Below are 19,286 nucleotides of genomic sequence, written 5' to 3' on the forward strand. Positions count from 1 at the left end.
ATATAAAGGGGTTTACTTACCATGACCTTACTGGTGTTACAGGGCTCTTTGGAGTTAGGAATCATATATGCCATCATGGCTTTAGGGGTTTTTCTATCCTTTAGAACACTTAATATACCTGACTTAACGGTTGATAACAGTTTTGTACTGGGGGCAGCCTTTTCAGCTACCATGTGCAGTACAGATCAGCCCTTGGCAGGAATAGGATTAGCATTTATAGCAGGGTGCCTGGCCGGATCGGTTACCGCCCTGCTCCATACTAAATTAAAAATTCAACCCCTGCTGGCGGGAATTCTGGTAATGCTGGGACTCTATTCTGTAAATTTACGAGTCATGGAGAACAGAGCCAATATTCCCCTCTTAAACAAAACTACCTTGTTCAGCCTTTTGGATAATACAGCTCTACAGGATTACAGCCAGCTCATTATACCTGCGGTGGTACTGTTAATCGTAGTCATGCTCTTGTATTTATTTTTAAAGACTAAATTAGGCTTTGTCCTCCGGGCTACAGGGGATAATCCTCAAATGGTAAGGGCCCTGGGGGTAAATACCGATACTACCATACTCATTGGCCTGGCCATTTCCAATGGACTAGTCGCCCTTTCCGGAGCATTAATTGCTCAGTATCAATCTTTTGCTGACATCAGCATGGGAGTCGGCATGGTAATCATCGGTCTGGCCTCTGTAATCATAGGCGAGGTAATATTCGGAACCCGTTCCCTGCTACGCAGGCTGATGGCCGTCATTCTTGGGGCCCTGCTCTACAGATTTGTTATCACATTAGCCCTGGAACTGGGTATGCCGCCTACCGACCTAAAACTGGTTTCCGCCGTAATTGTTGCACTGGCATTATCCATGCCGGTTATTAAAGAAAAACTGGCCCGGTATAAAATCAGAACAGCAGCCAGAAAGCCAGGGGCAGGAGGAAAAATCTAATGCTTTTTATAAACGGGTTAAGCAAAACATTTGGCCACGGAACTAGCAACCAAAAAGCCGCCCTTCAAGCTATTAATCTATCCCTTCAAGAAGGCGAATTTGTAACTGTTATCGGTGGTAATGGAGCTGGTAAAACTACCCTGTTAAACTGTATTGCCGGGGTCTATGAAATCGACGCCGGCAGTATCCGGCTTGATTCCATAGACATCTCCTATAGCCCTGAACACAAACGTTCCCGCTATATCGGCAGGGTATTCCAGGATCCCCTTAAAGGCACCGCCCATGACATGAGCATTGAAGAAAACCTGGCCATCGCCTATGCCAAAGGTAAACCTCACGGATTAAGACCAGGTATAAAGAAAAAAGATATAAAGCGTTTTCAGGAACACCTATCATTATTAGATCTGGATCTGGAAAATAGAATGAAGCAAAAAGTGGGCCTGCTCTCCGGCGGGCAACGGCAAGCCCTGACACTTCTAATGGCAACCCTGGTTAAACCAAAACTGCTCCTGCTCGATGAACATACTGCCGCCCTAGACCCATCTATAGCTAAAAAAGTCCTGGAGCTTACCCGGCAGATAGTTTCCGAACAGAATCTATGTACCATTATGGTTACTCATAACATGAAAGCTGCCTTAGAATTTGGCACTCGTACCATCATGATGCATGAAGGCCGCATTATTCTGGATCTGCAGGGAAAAGAACGGGAAGAAATGACCGTGGAAAGACTAATCGAACAATTCGGCAAAAAAAGCGGTACCGAACTGGATAATGATAGACTGTTGTTAAGCTAACCATAGTACCAGATTATTAGCAAAGGCCTAAATCCAATAAAAGCCGCCCCCAGTATCTTATCTAAAGTACTTGGGGACGGCTTAAATATCATGGCCCGGTACCAATATCGTCAATCCTCCAGCCGCTTTTTTCAGACTCTTGCTTCATTTTAATAAACCGGGGCGCTATTCCATCATCAGCTGTTATTGGTTGTTTAAAATCAAAATCAACATTTACCTGGTATCCTAACCAGTCAGGTTCAGCCTGAAACTCTTTTATTTCTAATAACTTGGCCTTCTTAAGATTATAATCTACATTCTCATCCTTATTGAAAAGATATTGATTATTCAAGTTAGAGGATAAATGCTGAGATAAATTTCTCCTGGTCAAACATCCCCAGGCCATTTTTGTATCCTGCCGGTCTAATGCCTGGTAATACTCTCTGATAACATCCTCAGGTTCCATCTGGGACAGCCTAGTTTCTAATTCATCCTCATAATCAATATAATCTGCAATCCATCTGTCCCATTGGCTACCCGTAATATCACTTAAACTCTTTCTATCGAGGGAACAGGCAAAAGAATCATGCCGGCCAGCATCAATATATGCTCCTATAATCTGATCATTGTATTTGAGAATAATTCCTCTCGCATCTCTCCGAGGTTTCATAGATTCAGGCAGTGGTTCCCTCAGCCGGTAAATCTCCACCATTACATCCTTGCCCAGATAATCAGTAAAATCAAACCCGCTTTGTTTAGAAAGTTCATTATTGTAAGCCCAGTATACCTTTACCGGATATTCTCCTGCCTTATGTTTAAGATTATCTGGTAATTTCTCATTTAAACTATTTATTCTGTAGTCAACTGTCCAGTTATAGTCATCAAATACCTGCACTACCTGCCGGTCAATACGGGTATCAGGATTAGTATATTCGTTTAAATCTGCAATATATCTGAAAAAATCATAATCAGGCTCAATCCTTATCCCCTCAACTTCCATATACCCTACTTCATAGAGCGTATCATAAGCAAACTCTATCTCCTTTTGGGTCCCATTTTTTCCGGTAATAATCAGCTTATTATTTTTATGGGCCATTCCACTCATGTGGTTAATTTTATATTCATCTCTTAATGGTTTACTAGCCTTTATCATAGTTATAATATCATTTACCATCTTCTCATCTTTGATTACTATAGGTTCTGCCTCATCTTGATAAGGTTCACTAGTATCGAAAATTATTTCAATTTCAGCAATATCCTTAATTATATCGCTAATTTTATGTAGTTTATCTGGTGACCGGTCCGGTGGCGAAACTTGAACATTAGATACTTCATTACAGCCTATTAAAAAAAATGTGGCAGCAATTAACAAAAACAGCCAACATCGTCTATACAACTGCTTACCCCTCCCTTAACCATTTGATAGGTTATTAATAGTAGTATACCTACAAGCGCTTGATTTATGGAATAATTGCTAAGCGTACTTATATGAAACTTTTTGTAAACTGTTCAGCCAAACAAGGAGTTACAGTTTCAACCTCACCCCATTTTTCCTCAACCAGTCCTTCCGGTTCCCGTAGTCAGGAAGTATGGCGGATACCAGGTTCCAAAACTCACGGGAATGATTAAGATGGACCAGGTGGCAGAGCTCATGTACGATAATATAATCCAGAACCGGAGAAGGAGCCATCACCGACCGCCAATTAAAATTGAGATTACCCTTAGAACTACAGCTTCCCCACCTTTTTTTCTGATCTTTAATCATAACCCGGGCAGGTTTTACCCCTACTTTAGGCTGGTAAAATTTAAGCCGTTTTTCGATCTGCTCCCGGGCTTTACTACGATACCAGGATTCCATAGCTTTCTTTATCGCCTCTTCATCCCGGGTGGGGGTATTTACCATGAATTTACCCTGGTATAGCTTTACAACCGGTTTTTTCAATGTTGTATCAACCTTAAGCTGCAAAGAATAATTTCTACCTAGGTACAGGAAAGATTCTCCATTAACAAAATCCTTATTAATAGGGACAGTTTTTACATCCCTGACCTCATATAGCTTTTGTATAATCCATCTGGCTTTGCTTTTAACTATATTAATCGTTTCATATTCAGATAAACCCATGGGGGCCACAACACTAACCTTACCCGGTGCTTCAACTGATATAGAAATACTCTTTCGCCGGCTGTAAGATAAATCAAACTTTATAATGATATCCCCATACTGAAAAGACCGCTGCATCCTATTCTCCTTAATCTATTACTGCATAGTGTTTCCTGGCTAGCTGAAGCAGGGGCTGAACTAATTGTTTTCTCTTATCTAACTTTATCTGCTTGAAATATTTTTTACTAAGCATTAAAAATATGGCTCTTTCTATATCCTGAGTCTTAGTAGGATTAGTAGTCCAGTCAATCACATAGTTTTTCTTTACAACACCTGCTACATCCATAGCTATGGACTTAGCTAGATCAATAATATCCAAGGTTATGTACTCGGTTCCTCCTTCGGCTACTATGCCATCTGGAGACTGCTCTGGTTCCAGAAGATGCTTTTTCACCACTTCAAAAAAGGCAAACTCTTCTTTTTTAGTAAATCCCAGAGCCTGCGCCATTTCCTCTTCACCTTTTTTAACTTCCTGGTTCATAAACTCTTCCAGCCGTTTTTTCCGCTCTATCCAGTTGTTTTTAGTTTCATCTAATATTTTTTGCAGTTTTTCCAGCAAGCTAGTATAGTAAACGGGGTTTTCATCTATTTTCACATGAATTACATGCTTGATAGCGTGTTCCATAGCCGAAGCCTGGGCTTCATCAGATTTAAGGCTTTTTAATTTTCCGGCAAAATCCTTATCAAACAGGGTAAGGGGTTTTATCCACTGTTTTACTCCCTGGGACTCAAGGTGCTCCGAGATGATTTCCTTAACCTTCTGCCCGCAGTCGGCAATATCCAGGTCTTTTTCCGGTTCAAATCTAGCCTTGGCAGCAGCTCTAATGTATGACAACCATCTTAAATCATTAATGTTTTCCATAGGCACATAATTCGGTAAAATCTGCTCCATACAAGTGGCAAACCGTTTATAGGCCAGCATAAATTCAGCTCTTTTGTCCTCGGGTTTAATTTTGTTAACCAGAGCATCAAGATCATTTTTATCCGTACCCTTAAATATGCCCATAACGGCTTCCCGGTAGGTCAGCATCTGATGGTAGACTTCATCCATAGATCGCATAGGATTGCCCAATTCATCCTTATTAAATATGGCCAGGGCTTCCTCCAGGAAGTTAGAAACCCCATAATAATCTACCACATAACCGCATTTTTTGTTATCACCACAGATTCGGTTGACTCTGGCAATAGCCTGCAACAGAGCATGTTCTTTTAAAGGTCTATCCATATACATGACCTGTTCCACCGGAGCATCAAAACCCGTTAAAAGCATATCTTTTACAATAAGAAAAGCTAGCTTGTCCCTAGATAAGGGTTGTAAAAACCGGTTTATAATTTTATCCTGTTCCGCTTTGGTGGTATGATGTTCTTTCAGGTGGGGTTCATCATTAAGGTTACTGGAAAAGATGATCCTGGCTTCCAGATCATCACCAATAATATCATTCATATGTTTGTTCAAGGCATTATAGTATTTCACACAGGCTTCCCGGGATACACATACTACCTGGGCTTTAAATCCTTCCGGATATACTTGTTTTTTGTAGTGTTGTAAAATATCCTGGGCTATATCATCTATCCTGTCCTCCGCTTCCACAATAGCCTGTTTATTAGCATATTTCTGCTTAATAGCTTCTTTTTCTTCCTCAGTCTTATCTTCAAAAGCCTCTTCAAAAAGTTCCTCCAGGGTATCGGCTTTTATCTGTAAATCCGGCCTTCTTCCTTCATAGATAATAGGTACCGTAGCCCCGTCTTCTACCGCCTGCTGAATAGAATACTTATCAATATAACCGCCAAACTGCCGGGGGGTTGATTTATCCTCCCGGTCAATAGGCGTACCTGTAAAACCTATAAAGGCAGCATGAGGTAAGGCATTTCTCATGTTCATGGCCATAGTCTTATACTGGCTCCGGTGGGCTTCATCTGCTAAGACTATAACATTAGATTTAGTGGTTAAAACCGGGAAGGGTTTTTCATAATGGAGAGCTGATTTCTGCCGGCTGTCATACAAAACTTGATTTTCTTCCTTTTCACTTTCAAACTTCTGTATAGTAGTCATGATAATCTGCGGCTGAGCTTTAGAGAGAAGCTCTTTCATCTCTTTAACACTTTCTGCCCTTATCGGAGTAGTTATAGTTGATAAAGTCCTCATAAAAGTATGGTAAATCTGTTTATCCAGATCAATACGGTCAGTGACTACAACTATAGTCGCATCAGCTAATTCCGGCACTCTTCTTATTTTTCTGGCTAGGAACACCATAGTTAAAGATTTGCCTGAACCCTGAGTATGCCAGACTACCCCACCCCGGGAACGGGAATCCCTGCCAGATACCAATCGCTCCAGAGCTTTATTCGCTGCCCGGTACTGCTGGTAGCGGCAGATCTTTTTTACCCGGATACTGGAGGCATTATCAGTTTCATATAAAATGAAATTTTGCATAATATCCAAAAGGTTCTTCTTCTCCAGCATCCCCTGTAAAAGAATATTTTGCCCACAGTTTTCAACTTCTGCTATGTCCTTTATTTTAAAGGGATAAGGGTCTTTCCATTCCAGGTAATGACCATACTGAGAGCTTATCGTTCCCGTATAAGCATGGTATTTATTAAGTATTACCGTAAAAAAATTGGTATAAAAAAGCCGGGGAACTCCTTCGACTACAGTAGTATCATCCCTGGCATCCATATAGCGTCTTAACTGAATGTAGGCTTCATGCTTGCCCATCTTAGCGTTCTTACTTTTCTCTAGAAATGGCGATTTACATTCTATCACCACTACCGGAATACCATTAATGAATATAACGATATCAGGAATAGCCTTCTCATTCGGTCCCTGTATCTTAAACTGTCTAGTTACCAGAAAATCATTGTTATCTGGATTATCCCAGTCAATAAACTTAACCGTGTGAAACTTCTTCTGACCACTGCCATCAAGGTCCTGTTCCAGGGCATAGGTGAGGTTTACTATGGCATCATATATCTTCTCATTAATCTCCAGCAGGTTGGTTCCCAGGCTATCTGCCCGGGTAAGAAAACGTACTCCTTTATTAAGATTACCTTCATCCATCCAGGGATTTAACTTCTTTAACGATCTTCTAAGCCTTTCTACCAGAATAACATCATTAAAAGACTCTCTTTCGCCCTCTTCAGGAGTCAGCTTATCCCCATAAATGAATTCGTATTTCAGTTTTTCCGTTATGTATTCTATCGCCGGAAGCTCCACCAGGGTTTCTTCGTTCCCCAGGTACGCCATTCTCTCACCCCCTGTTACACCTGTACCCTTATTTGGCCTGTAAGGAGTTTCTGCATGAGGCCTTGTTTAAGAAGTTGAAAGGTGTTTTTAATTTGAATGTATTCATCCAAACAATTATCAATTGACATTAATACGGAAGCTATATTTCTTTGCTCTTGAATATTAGGTAATGGTATTATACCATCTAATAGCTTCTGTTTGTTTAAAGTCGCACCCTTTATAGCTGTATCTGCATCGTATGTTAGATGGGGGAGAATATAAAAAAGAAATAAATAATCAACTATTTGTGAATCATTAATTTTAAAGGCAGCAATCGCTTCATTTGTATATAGTGAACACTTAGTAATTGCTGTTTTACCTATGGTTAATTTAAAACTCATTAAAACTGTTTTTTCCGGTATAAGCTTTACATTTGAGTTAGCTATGCCTACATCAGTAATATATTCTGTACTATCAGAAACGTATCTGCCAGTCGATGTTAAATCCTTTATAGAAACCCAGATATTATTTGTCTTTTTAGCAGTATCCCAATACCGAGGTTCCTTCCTACTGGGAGTACCCCCAATCATGACATCTACTATATCCCCAATTTTAAATAATTCCCACTCCTCCGGAATCTCCCCAAATTCTGCCTTTTTAAAACGTGTATGGCCTATACCTTTAGTCAGAAGCTGCTGCATGAGACCTTTTTTAAGTTCTTTGGTCTTCTCTATAAGGGCATCGGTCTGCTTAATCTGCTCATCAACGGTAGAGAGAATTTCAGCAATCTTCTTCTGCTCAGGGAGGGGGGGAAGAAGTACTGGTATTCTATAAAAATCACCATGGTTTAAATCAGGAATTGTTGTAATCCCCGCATATTGTTTTATGAGCTTTTGTATTGGATGAGACTTTAGAAAATAGAATAAATAGTCCCTAAGCAGTAATGATCTGTTAAAATCCACCTTAAAAAAGTTATTATGAAATACGCCCTCAATGCCAGTAACGATTATTCCTGTATTTCCTGTTCTAGAAACTAAGATATCATCCTTGAAGCAAATAACGTTTTTGCTAGGGGATTCAATATAATAAATATTTTCAGGGTTTCTCTGTCATTTATGTACTGTACCGTAACATACACATATCTGTTTTCTTTGTAATCTTTATACCTATCAGATATTGCGATCTGCAAACCCTGACTTATCTTAGCAACTTCTTTAAACCTGCAAATTCCCCAATTATCCGGTATAATACCTAACTCAGTATGTTTATGTCCTTCTCTCATACCACTTATCACCCTATATCTCCTCAAACCCTAGTTCTTTCAAATAACCATTCAGCTTCTTCTCTGTCTCCTTAAAACTGGCTTTCAACTCCTGTATCTCCTTTATTACAGCAGGTATATCCACCGGTTCTTCTTCTTCGGTGGTATCCACATACCTGCTTATGTTCAGGTTATAATCATTTTCCTTAATAGGCTCTATATCCGCTACTTCAGCATACTTATCTACATCCTGAAATTCATCGAAAGTCTGTATAATCTTTTCTACATCCTCATCCCGCAGTTTGTTCTTATTTCCGTCCTTAACAAAACCCTGACTAGCATCTATGAACAGGACTTTGCCTTTGCGCTCCTGAGGCTTACTTTTATTAATAATTAATAAAGCAGCCGGAATACCTGTCCCGTAGAAAACATTGGCAGGTAAACCTATTACGGCTTCAATTAAATCATCTTTTATAAAGCCTTTACGTATTTTCCCTTCGGCACCACCCCGGAAAAGTACCCCGTGAGGGATTACTGTTCCCATTTTGCCTTTGTCATTAAGACTGGCTATCATGTGACATACAAAACCCAGATCACCATATGATTTTGGCGGCACTCCGTATGGAAACCTGTTATAGGCATCAGCCTTGGCTTCTTCCTGTCCCCAGTTCTTTAGACTGAAGGGAGGATTAGCCAGAACCTTATCAAAGGTTTTTAAAACGCCCCCCTCCCGGTGCATAGGATTACGTATAGTATCACCTTTTCTTATATCAGCACCCCGGGCATTATGAAAAAGCATATTCATCTTGCATATTGCCCAGGTGCTAAGGTTTATTTCCTGCCCAAATAACGAAACATTGTGGGGATTCCCACCCTGTTCCTCTATGTACTTGATACTCTCTATAAGGAAACCACCCGACCCGACAGTAGGATCATATATCCTATCTTCCTCAACCGGCTTAACCAGTCTGACCAGCAGTTTTCTCACTTCATAAGGAGTATAAAATTCTCCCCCTTTGGCACCACCATCATCCGCAAAGGTTTTTATCAAATACTGATAAGCATCACCCAGGACATCATTATTCTCTAAGTTCTCATTGGCCAGATTTACTGAGTCAAATAGTATCAAAAGCTGTGATAACTTCTTATCTGATACTTTTTCTTTATCATTGTAATTGGCGGTAGTTAATACACCTATAAGCTCCGAGTTTCTGGGCTCATCTTCTATCGCTTTAAAAGCCTTGTCCATCTCAGGACCAATATTTAAAGTCAGGTTTTTTAAACTATCCCACTGGGCTCTTTCAGGAACAAAAAAATTCTCATAGATAGAAGAAGCTTTAAGCAGTTCCTCTACCTCATCATTATCTATACCCTGAGAAGAAAAATCTTTAAACAACTTCCTTCTCTCTACGGCAAAATTATCATTCATATATTTTAAAAATAACAAACCAAAAATGTAATCCTTATATTCAGCTGCATTAAGCTCTCCCCGCAGGATATCCGCCGCCTTCCACAGGATTGATTCCAGCTGTTGCAGAGTCAATTTCTCCATTATCTCACGCTCCATACTATCCAGAATAAATGTTTCTTTGCATCCTAAAAGGACCAAGTAATTGCCCCTACCACGCTTTCTATTTTAATTAAACCAAGCTAGTTTGTTTTTCATGGCAGGGTTATTCATGCGCCAACATACTGAATTAAGGTTTGGAAATTTTATACCTTTCGGGTATAGCGGTATCCAAATAAATCCGATTTTAGTTATTGTCTTATATTTTAGCATAATGCAGTAGACAGGTTCATTGCGGCTCCTTTTACATCAACCATAGTGATCACTTTAGCTAACCGGCCCAGCATTCGGCCTTGTCTTTGAGAGTGTCCCAGGGCATGACCCCTTATTACCAACCCGTGAATCCACGTCCTTAACACTGCTTTTGGCAAACGTCTTTGGAAAAATCCCATCTTGTTATAGCCGACCTGGCCCCGTCATTGGTTATATCACCCAAAAAATAAGAGGATATTCTTTTAATCTGCTTTGTATAGACCAAAAGAATATCCTCTTATTCAATAGTAACCTCGGCAGCAATACTCGCACTATAAAAACCATCTCTAATGGTGGATCTATAGAGATGGTTTTATTCTTCCGTTTTTCCGTTTTTCATTAATAATTTTACTTTTACATTTGGGTCATTCTGGCACATTCATTTGCACATTCATGGCAAACTTGGGCACATTTTTGACAATGTTGGTCTTTAAACATCATGCATTCTGTGGCGCAGGCATCACAAATAGTCCTGCATACATTACAAATATATTTGGCCTCTGTATGATTCATGGTCATGGCCTGAACAGCCAGGTTACATACATCTGCACATAGTCTAAGCATTTTGATGCAGTTCGCCCTGGCTTTTGCATCGGGTTCCTGCAAGCAGGAATTAAAGCATTCGTTGCATACCTGTAAGCATTTGGTGCAGGCATCAATACAAGCCTGATACCGGGCAACTGAAGTTTCCACAGTTGGCATTAGTCATCCTCCTTTATATTCATATATCAACCACCATTTATTTTGCCCGATGAACAAAGAATTTATGTGAAAGGTATGCACAATTTACAAGATCGTTCCGATTGGAAGTAAATTAACGGGTATAGGGAAATTTTCTGCCTCGGACTGTTATTCCACACCAAGTGCCTTATACACAGCGTCTTCAGCGCTCTGGTAGAAGATAATATTAAAGCAACCAATCAGTTCCGACGGTACAGTACCTAAATCAGCTGCTGATGTAATTGGAATCAGGATTTTTTTAGCACCACTGTCCAGGCAAACCTGTAAGGTATTGGCAAGTTCATTAACCTTGATAATCGTGCCGCCAATACTTAAATCACCTAGAACTACAACACTGCTTAAAGTCGGTTTATTTAGAGCAACAGAGCATATTGCTACAACAGCCGGCAAGGTTAGATGCTTGGTCATCCCTATACCATTTAGATCTTGAACGTGCATAAGATAATCTTTGGTGGTAGTGCTGATGGAAGCACTAATATTTCTCCCGTTGGCTTTCAAATATCTGTAAGCGGTATCGACCGCTTCCTTTGCTTCACGATCCGAACCGATACCGGTTCTCTCGAACTTACCACTACCAGCAATCATCTGCGTTTCCAGCTTATATACGCCAATCATTCCAGATCTACCATGAGAAACAGTATAGATATGACCTGGCTTTCCTATACCTTCCGGGATTAGCTTACCACCGCCCTGTTCAGGTACAGTTACATATTCTTCACTAAAGGTCTCATTATCAATATAAGAAAAGTTCACGTCATAAAACTCCATGCCGCCAATCTTTTTCAGCTGCTCTTTTACTCTGCGTCGCATCTCCAGTGCAAACCGCAATATTTCTTCTATATTTTCCTTCGTAAACTGCCCGTCTGGATAAATCAGCTTTACTAGACCGGATACCGTCTTTTTCACTGCAATAACATCACGCTGGTTCAGATTGTTACCTAGCTTAAAATATTGGTCATAAGCATCTGCATAAGAAATTTTCCGCAGCTCTCGCATGATCTCAGAAAAATAGTCTGTAATAAAGCCATAATCATTAGTAAAATATTCGGGCCGGTATTTGGGAATTTCCCAGCCGGGGATGTAGCAGTGCATACGATCCAAAAAAGCTGTATCATATGCCATTGCTTCCGGGAACGGTTCAAATAAATGAGAAGTCTTTAAAATTACATCTACACTCTGATTAATATTGCCGACAAACACCATTGAAGCATAAGCGTTTTTTTCTTCCTTCCCCCTTGCGAAAGAACCGGAAGCCATGTAATCTTTCATAATCTGAACGCCGTCTTGATCCTTGAACTTGATCCCAGCAACTTCATCGAAGGCCACACAATCCCATAATCCCACCAAACCTATAGTTTTAGTGCTCATATTGTAAAACAGGTTGGCAACCGTAGTCTGACCGCCGGAGACCAGAATGCTGTTTGGGCTAATCTCCTTATAAATATGAGATTTTCCTGTACCTCTCGGCCCAAGTTCGCAAAGATTATAGTTGTTTTCAATCAGCGGAATCAGTCTGGCTAAGTGCAGCCATTTTTCCCGCTTATCAAACTGAGAAGGTTCCATTCCGGTACTTCTGAGTACCAGATCAATCCATTCCTCTTCGGTAAAATTTGCTCTGGCAGCCTTAACTTCATCAAGATCAAGACTGGGCATCTGTATCGGTGTAAGCTTATGAATAATAAATGGAGAGCGATTTTTATCTGCCTCATCATAGAAATATTCCATCTGGACAATGCACCAGATACCGCCACATAAAAGCCGCTCAAAGTCAGAAACATACTTCTCTGCAATAGGAACACCTTTAAGCCCTAAGTTGGAAAACTCGGATTCATATATATCACTTTTATAATTTAACTTCACAGACACTTTATCTATGACGGTATAACTGCCTCTTTCACGAAGCTTTGAGATTATTTTCTGCGCTTCATCCGGACGCACGTAGTTCTCAGCCAAAATCTGCTTTACATTATGTACACCAGCTTCTATTTCTTCTTCGTTCATCGAAGAGCAGTACATTCCCAGGAGATATTCCAGCACATAAACCGGTACATTTGCACCTTCCTTGATTTTCTTGGTCAGGTCCTTGCGGACAATCTTTCCGGAAAAATAAATTTTCAGCTTTTCCATTAGCCCTATTTCATTTTCCTGCTGATAATCTTTCATATTATCACCACCTTATACGTTAAATCCAAAGTCATTGGCGAAGGCAACATCCATAACTACTGCATGACGTAGGATTTCTAAATCATTTTTTTCGTCATATGCCACCAGATAGTAGCGTTTTGACTTATCATATTGTTTGTTTTTGAAATTGAAACGCAGACGGAAGATTCGCTTTTGCGGATCAGCCTCTCTCCGATCTGCTACATATATGTTCCCGTTGGAGATTTTCTCATTATCCTCAGAAGTGAAAAAAATCTTATAGCTGGTTGCCTTGACTACATCGCTAACCGGCTCGGTCTGGATGAATTCCAGCGTAGTAATGAGGTTAGTAATCTTCTGTACCATGCTGACTAGTGTAATCTGAACAATACGAGTAGCCTTATGGCCTTTTTTAGTCTTAATATCTATAACTGGTATAATCATTTCCTGTGGAGAAGAACCTCCATGCACATAGTTTTGACCGCCACCAGCCACTTTGAATACGTTGGAACTGATTGGGAAAGAAACCATCTTACTATCATCATTACCCAGGATTCTGCCCATCGGTATAGAACAAATACCATCGTCCTCAACAGCCTTATCCGATACAATAAAGCGGCGATTAACAAAAGCACCTTTTTCAGCAACATTAGTAATTTTGTCACTCTCTTGGAGCTTATCCCGTTTATAGATAAAGCCATGATCGGCAGTCACAATGTAATGGGTAGCACTAACATGATCGGTCAACCGTTTAATGAGATCATGGATTTCATTTATTGCTTCCTCACAGGCAATAAATACCTCATTTTCTGTATTGAGCTTATCGCCACGGGCATCTATCTGATTATGGTATATGTAAATAACATCCATACCAGCAAACACCTGACGGATCGCAGTCCGCTTCATCGCCTTTATATCATCAAACTGTACACAGCGACTGCTGGGGTTATAATTTTGAAGAATTACTTCCCGCTGTTTCAAATCATCGCACACTGATCCATCTGTCAGCACACAGAAATCAGCGGTCATCTCCAAAGACTTGTGCGGCAGTAATGCGGCCATACCAAGTCTTGTATAGGAGGGTAGTACACTGAGCATAGCTTCCAGCTTGGCTGAACATTTAGCATCATCCTGTAATTTTGCCCATAAAGAACGACCAATCTCATAACGCATGGCATCGGAAATAATGACAACTACTCGCTCCTTGCAGCTACGGATATATCGTGAATAGAAATACCGTTGTAAAGGCAACACGGTCATTGCTTCCTCGCTGATAAGACTGGTGTTCCACTTTGTAATTAGTTTAGACAGATATTCATTGGTATAAATGTTCTCTACCAGATCACGCAAATGCTCAAAAGCAACATTGTCCGTGAGTTGGTCAAACCAGTAATAGAAATTCCGATAAGCGGTATCAATCAGGCAATCAGAGGAACGGTATTGATCTACAATTTCCTTGAAGTCATCCGGACAGTTGTATTTGGCAGCTTGAATCAGATGATAGGCATTTTCTAGCAACTGATACTGCTCCTGATAGTCTTTGCCAAAGTGCATTTTTTTTCGCTTCTGACACACTTCAGGGATGGTTATACCTTCCAGATTTGCTCCGGTATCCTCAGCCATTAGACGTTCTCTGACCCAACCAATAATAAAGCGGTCAACTACTGCAAAGGTATCACAGTTCAACAATGCTTCTGGTTCATAAGTTTCCAGGGCGGCAAAGGCATTGAGTCTCACCGCTGCATGAGCAGATAGTTCATTAAATCGCTCGCGGTAAAACACGTTATTCATCAGGTTATCCAGGAAAGCAATTATACTGCCGGGCTTATAGGATACAAAGCTTTTCCATGCTTCCGGCACTTCCCCTTGTATAGACCGCTCTGTATAAGTTATAAAGAGAGTAATCACCAACTTTTCAAGGGTGGGCTTCATATCGTTATAACCGAATTGTTGCTCACAAAACCGCCAAAAAGCAGGAAGCAGATCGTACTTATCAAATTCATTGAGGAATTTATTATCTTCCAGCTCACCATCGGTTAGGATGACACGAACAATTTCCTCAAAAGAAGCTATCCTTGTTTTACATAGTGCACTCATTAAGGCAATCTCAATGGTATCTCTGGTGAATTTTTCAATCTCCAGATTATAAAACCGTTGGGTTCTATCCTTTGCCCGGAAAAACTTGATATATTTTTGAATGACCGGTTTATACTTGGCGTCAATTCCAAGGTCAACCATAAGCAAGGATGCACGATCCGCAAAGAACTGTTTGGAATAAAGCAGCGTATCCTCCAGATGATTGTCCCGCACCGCAGGCTTCGGAAAAGGGGCATAGATCAGATAGTTGGTCGTACAATCCTGTTTTTCAAGAAAGTATTTAGTATAAAACTGGTTATCTGGCTCTAGGTGATAAACCTTGGCATTGACCAGTACTAATGTATCTATATCTTCTGCAAACTCTGCTTTATCATCGTACCAGAAGACCAGCTTACGTGTTTCTCCGTTAAATTCCACATTGAGCTTATCCGTTATTTGTTTTAAATTTAGTTCAACCACTGTGCCCCCTCCTTTCCATACTAGATTTTTGCCAAAACTTTAAGTTTTTTGCCATCGGTACCAGTCTGAACTTTTTCGTAATTGACTTTCACGCCATCGTCTAAATCAATAGCAATACGTGCAAGGGCGAGGTGAGCGATTTTCTCATCATAGTCCTTAGTTTCTTTCAATTGCTTTGTTAGCTTTTCCTTGCGTTTTTGGGCGGCAGTCACCTCACGAGCATTGGTGCTGTTCTCAATGGTTTCCTGCATTCTAGAAATCTCACTTTCATAAACCCGCTGCATCCGGTGAAGATAATCAATACGTAAGTTTCCGATGGTATCTTCATTATATCTGTGCATATATATCAGAGCTTTAAACCCATCTGCTTTACCACTGTCAAATAGCCAGTATATTGGCCTCTTCTTATAAATCTTGCAGTGATCTTTGAAGAAATCTTTTAAAAAATAATTGCGGATAATTTCTCGTGAACTATTGCCTTTATTGCCCAAAGCCTTTGCAATAAAATCAAGATTTTCTTCTAAGGTTTCTGTTCCAAAAGTCTTTTTTAAGAAAGCGCAGAACAAACCTACATCATCCTCAAAGTACTCCTCATCAGTAATAGGAAGTATATTATCTTTGTCCGGAATAAATGTGTCGTATTTGCTATCATCCCAATCCCCACCAGCATAAACAAGTCCCTCTACATCAAGGCTATAACGACCAAACATACAACCAACGGCATAGGAAATGAAAGACTTAATTACATCACTTTTGGTAAGTACATAATTATTTCCCTTCATGCTTTCAGGGATATCTTCCTTTGAATCATAAATCCGGGCAACAGTGACATCCTTATCATCAACTTCGGGGGTTAGCTCATCCTGTAAGCCATAGATATCAATAAAGATGCGATTTAATTCTTCTTCATTGGCTTTAAGTCGGACAAATTGTTTTTCTGTAAACCTAGACCAATACATAAAGGCATCTCTGATTAAACCATTTGTCTTATAGATAAGTAATGGATGCCTCACAAAATCCCAGCTTGTTTCGAAGTTATCCCAATCAATCTTTGATATATTTATATTTTGATTGACTATTTCGACAATAATAGATTCTTTATCTATGATGCATGGTATTTTCTTAACTTGTTCGGGACCAAAGTTTATTGTTGGTGCTAATACAGTTAATATCTGCATCGCCACATTACTGTTTAACAATGAAAGGACAAACTCTTGCTTTTCACCAAAACCACACATACTTGCACTTGAAAATAAAAAACCATTACCAAACGCTCTAACTCCTATTTTATTTGAAGTAATTGCAGACCAAGTTATTCCGGGAACAAAGAATTTATCAACATTAACAATGTATCTTGACCAATGGGCACCATGGTTTAATTTCACCGCGTTTGCTTTCATTTTTTCTCCATCATTGGCCCAATTAGTTACATAATAATTATTTCCAAACCATTTCCTATAAGGTCCTCCGCTGTTTATTGGAAACCATGTATATGATGAACCTTTTGCTTCTTCAGATGATAGAGCACGACCAACTTTAGTTATACTTGGTTCATACCAATATTTTATAAACCTTTCATTATCACCGGTGCTCATTCCCTTTTTTAAGTTCATATACGTTTCAATAGATATTTGTTTTTCAAACAAGGTTATCCAATTTTTACTCATCCAATAAGCAATAGGCATACCAGGGATTTTTGAGAAATTTTCTTGTTTAGCAGTATAGATGTTCTTTTTGGCAAGAAAGGTAGATTCTTTTTCCTGCTGGCTACCGTAGTCCACTAGACGGGTATAGCTACCCTGGTAATCATTTAAACAACTGCTTCGAAGCACGAAGCTGGTGGTTTGCACTACTTCACCGCCGATCTCTTCAAATGCTCGTGCACCAAGGTGAGCCATGTTTACAATTTCTTTTAGTAAAATCTTCTTGCGCAGTTTTTCAAAACTGGACAAGAACATCCAGGCATGCTGTGTAATCATCGCTTGATAGCAGTTCTTCTTTGTCATCTGACCGCAGCGTTCAATAAATACCGCAAACAAATCACTCTTGCTATCAGGATAGTTCTTTTTCACAAAATCAGATAACTTTACTCCCATACCACTACTGCCCATATACGGTGGGTTGGTTACAACAACATCATATTTCTGTGCCATAGTCATACCAGTTTCCACCAATAAGCGTAATTGTTTTTTGGTATTATCAATACCAACAGTATCCAGCGTCATCTGGCCGGTCATATCCAAGATTTCAACGAACTGGTAGAGCAGCTTCCAGTTATAGTTCTCTATGTTTAGAATAGAGCCGTATTCCTTGGCGTCGGTAAATGTATCCAGCAGACTCTGCATTTGAAGCCTTGCAGTATTAAGCTCCATCTCATCCATACCTGCACCGAAGTATTTCAAATGACCACGATTTACGTCATTGCTCTCCTGAATAGCATAGACATGGATGGTAATTTCGTCATTTAAAATACGCCGATTATACTGCCTAGCCTTCATCATTATGGCAAAATAAGCAAGCTGATATGCGCGGTTATCAATATCTAATCCATAGAGGTTATTTTCCATAATGCTCTTTGCTGCATCACGTTGGTTATAGCCATAGCTCTCATATATTTGCATCAAAACATCAAAAGCATACACGAGGATATGACCACTTCCCATACAGGGATCAATAATCTTAATATTTTCTGGCTTAATATTCTTATATTCTTCTCTTATTGTATCCAGTTGAGCCTGAACCTCCGGTTCCTGTTCGGCTTCATCCAGATAATATTTCCACTCAGATTTAAGAGTACCATTTGGATGACCTTCGAGCCAAAGACGGCCAAGGCTGTTCTCCACCATATAGCGCACAATCCAATGTGGTGTAAACAACTGAGTAGCAGCCGGAATACGCTCCTTGGTAATCTTTACATTCTTTTTCAGTAGGGCGAAAGTTTCATCCTTCGGTTCAGTATTGTAATACTGGTACAGCCAGCCAATAATCTCAACCTGCCCTTCTTTTTCTATATTAAAGTCATCCTCTGGAATATCATGCACCAGATGGTAGACCACACCATCCTTGTCCGTAAATGACACATTCATCAGTAATTCAGTATAGTCGTTAGTTTTCTCAAATAATTCCGGCAAAATAGCATTCAATGCGTTGCACTGTTTTATAAAGAGCATACGGAACAACTCATCCAATTGATTATCATTTTTTAGCTGCATGATACGATCTTTTTCATAAGGAGTATAGTCCAAATCAGCGTCAAAAGGTGAAGTTACCAAATCGGGTTCAATCTTCGTGCTGCTCTCAGAAGAAAGTACTCGCACGCGGGATGGAAGGTAGTCGTTAACCTCCATGAAGCGCACGGCAATCAGACGGTTAAACCATGTATAAGCAACCTCTTCAATAACGCCTTTATAGGCAGTGTTATAATCAGACTGTCTCTCCTTTTGTTGAATAGTCTCCACCAGTTTCCTGCGCTGCTCGATCTCTACTCCAGTGATTGAATAAGGTTCTTTGGTACCAATATCAAAAAACTGGACATCCTTTGTTGACTGTGGAAGTGGGCTTTTTATTTCCTTATCCGTAATACCCAGCAGTCCTGCTTTATATGTAATATCTGCAATAAGCTTATTTCTTGCCCATATTGCAAAGTTTTTAATTGCTGTTTTATTCATCTGCGG

Annotated in this window: 13 protein-coding genes; 2 read left to right on the forward strand and 11 right to left on the reverse strand. The window is 40.0% G+C overall.

Annotated features, from left to right (window positions below; genetic code table 11):
* The first annotated feature begins 21 nt into the window (after positions 1-21).
* Entirely contained in the window at positions 22-936 is a 915-nt protein-coding gene (locus tag ACZ5Q0_RS03725; protein ID WP_446819295.1) for an ABC transporter permease, read from the forward strand.
* The gene (locus ACZ5Q0_RS03730; protein ID WP_446819294.1) at positions 936-1,730 is read left to right on the forward strand and encodes an ABC transporter ATP-binding protein; all 795 of its coding nucleotides are present in this window, start codon (positions 936-938) and stop codon (positions 1,728-1,730) included. The genes ACZ5Q0_RS03725 and ACZ5Q0_RS03730 overlap by 1 nt, the downstream gene beginning before the upstream one ends.
* Positions 1,731-1,818: 88 nt before the next feature.
* On the opposite strand, the gene ACZ5Q0_RS03735 is transcribed toward ACZ5Q0_RS03730, so the two are convergent.
* The 11 genes from ACZ5Q0_RS03735 to pglX form a co-directional block, all read right to left on the reverse strand.
* Positions 1,819-3,105, reverse strand: a complete 1,287-nt coding sequence (locus tag ACZ5Q0_RS03735) for a DUF4830 domain-containing protein (RefSeq protein ID WP_446819292.1) — start codon at positions 3,103-3,105, stop codon at positions 1,819-1,821.
* Positions 3,106-3,234: 129 nt separating this feature from the next.
* Complete coding sequence (locus ACZ5Q0_RS03740; protein ID WP_446819291.1) at positions 3,235-3,948, reverse strand: M48 family metallopeptidase; 714 nt, start codon at positions 3,946-3,948, stop codon at positions 3,235-3,237.
* Positions 3,949-3,958: 10 nt separating this feature from the next.
* The gene (locus ACZ5Q0_RS03745) at positions 3,959-7,114 is read right to left on the reverse strand and encodes a type I restriction endonuclease subunit R (protein WP_447182719.1); all 3,156 of its coding nucleotides are present in this window, start codon (positions 7,112-7,114) and stop codon (positions 3,959-3,961) included.
* 14 nt (positions 7,115-7,128) lie between these two features.
* Positions 7,129-8,184 (reverse strand): restriction endonuclease subunit S, encoded by a 1,056-nt coding sequence (locus ACZ5Q0_RS03750; RefSeq protein ID WP_447182864.1) that lies wholly within the window; start codon positions 8,182-8,184, stop codon positions 7,129-7,131.
* Complete coding sequence (locus ACZ5Q0_RS03755; RefSeq protein ID WP_447182720.1) at positions 8,127-8,387, reverse strand: restriction endonuclease subunit S domain-containing protein; 261 nt, start codon at positions 8,385-8,387, stop codon at positions 8,127-8,129. Before ACZ5Q0_RS03755 ends, ACZ5Q0_RS03750 begins: the two co-directional genes overlap by 58 nt.
* A gap of 1 nt (position 8,388) precedes the next feature.
* The gene (locus tag ACZ5Q0_RS03760) at positions 8,389-9,906 is read right to left on the reverse strand and encodes a type I restriction-modification system subunit M (RefSeq protein WP_447182721.1); all 1,518 of its coding nucleotides are present in this window, start codon (positions 9,904-9,906) and stop codon (positions 8,389-8,391) included.
* A 221-nt stretch (positions 9,907-10,127) separates the two neighbouring features.
* Positions 10,128-10,280 (reverse strand): hypothetical protein, encoded by a 153-nt coding sequence (locus ACZ5Q0_RS03765; protein ID WP_464827255.1) that lies wholly within the window; start codon positions 10,278-10,280, stop codon positions 10,128-10,130.
* 247 nt (positions 10,281-10,527) lie between these two features.
* Entirely contained in the window at positions 10,528-10,875 is a 348-nt protein-coding gene (locus ACZ5Q0_RS03770; RefSeq protein WP_446819286.1) for a four-helix bundle copper-binding protein, read from the reverse strand.
* A gap of 147 nt (positions 10,876-11,022) precedes the next feature.
* The gene (gene brxL, locus ACZ5Q0_RS03775; RefSeq protein ID WP_446819285.1) at positions 11,023-13,077 is read right to left on the reverse strand and encodes a protease Lon-related BREX system protein BrxL; all 2,055 of its coding nucleotides are present in this window, start codon (positions 13,075-13,077) and stop codon (positions 11,023-11,025) included.
* A 12-nt stretch (positions 13,078-13,089) separates the two neighbouring features.
* Positions 13,090-15,612: a BREX-1 system phosphatase PglZ type A gene (gene pglZ / locus ACZ5Q0_RS03780; protein ID WP_446819284.1), complete on the reverse strand. Its 2,523-nt coding sequence runs from the start codon at positions 15,610-15,612 to the stop codon at positions 13,090-13,092.
* A 20-nt stretch (positions 15,613-15,632) separates the two neighbouring features.
* Entirely contained in the window at positions 15,633-19,280 is a 3,648-nt protein-coding gene (pglX, locus tag ACZ5Q0_RS03785; RefSeq protein ID WP_447182722.1) for a BREX-1 system adenine-specific DNA-methyltransferase PglX, read from the reverse strand.
* Positions 19,281-19,286: the final 6 nt, after the last annotated feature.

It is taken from the genome of Syntrophomonas erecta subsp. sporosyntropha, assembly GCF_055395365.1.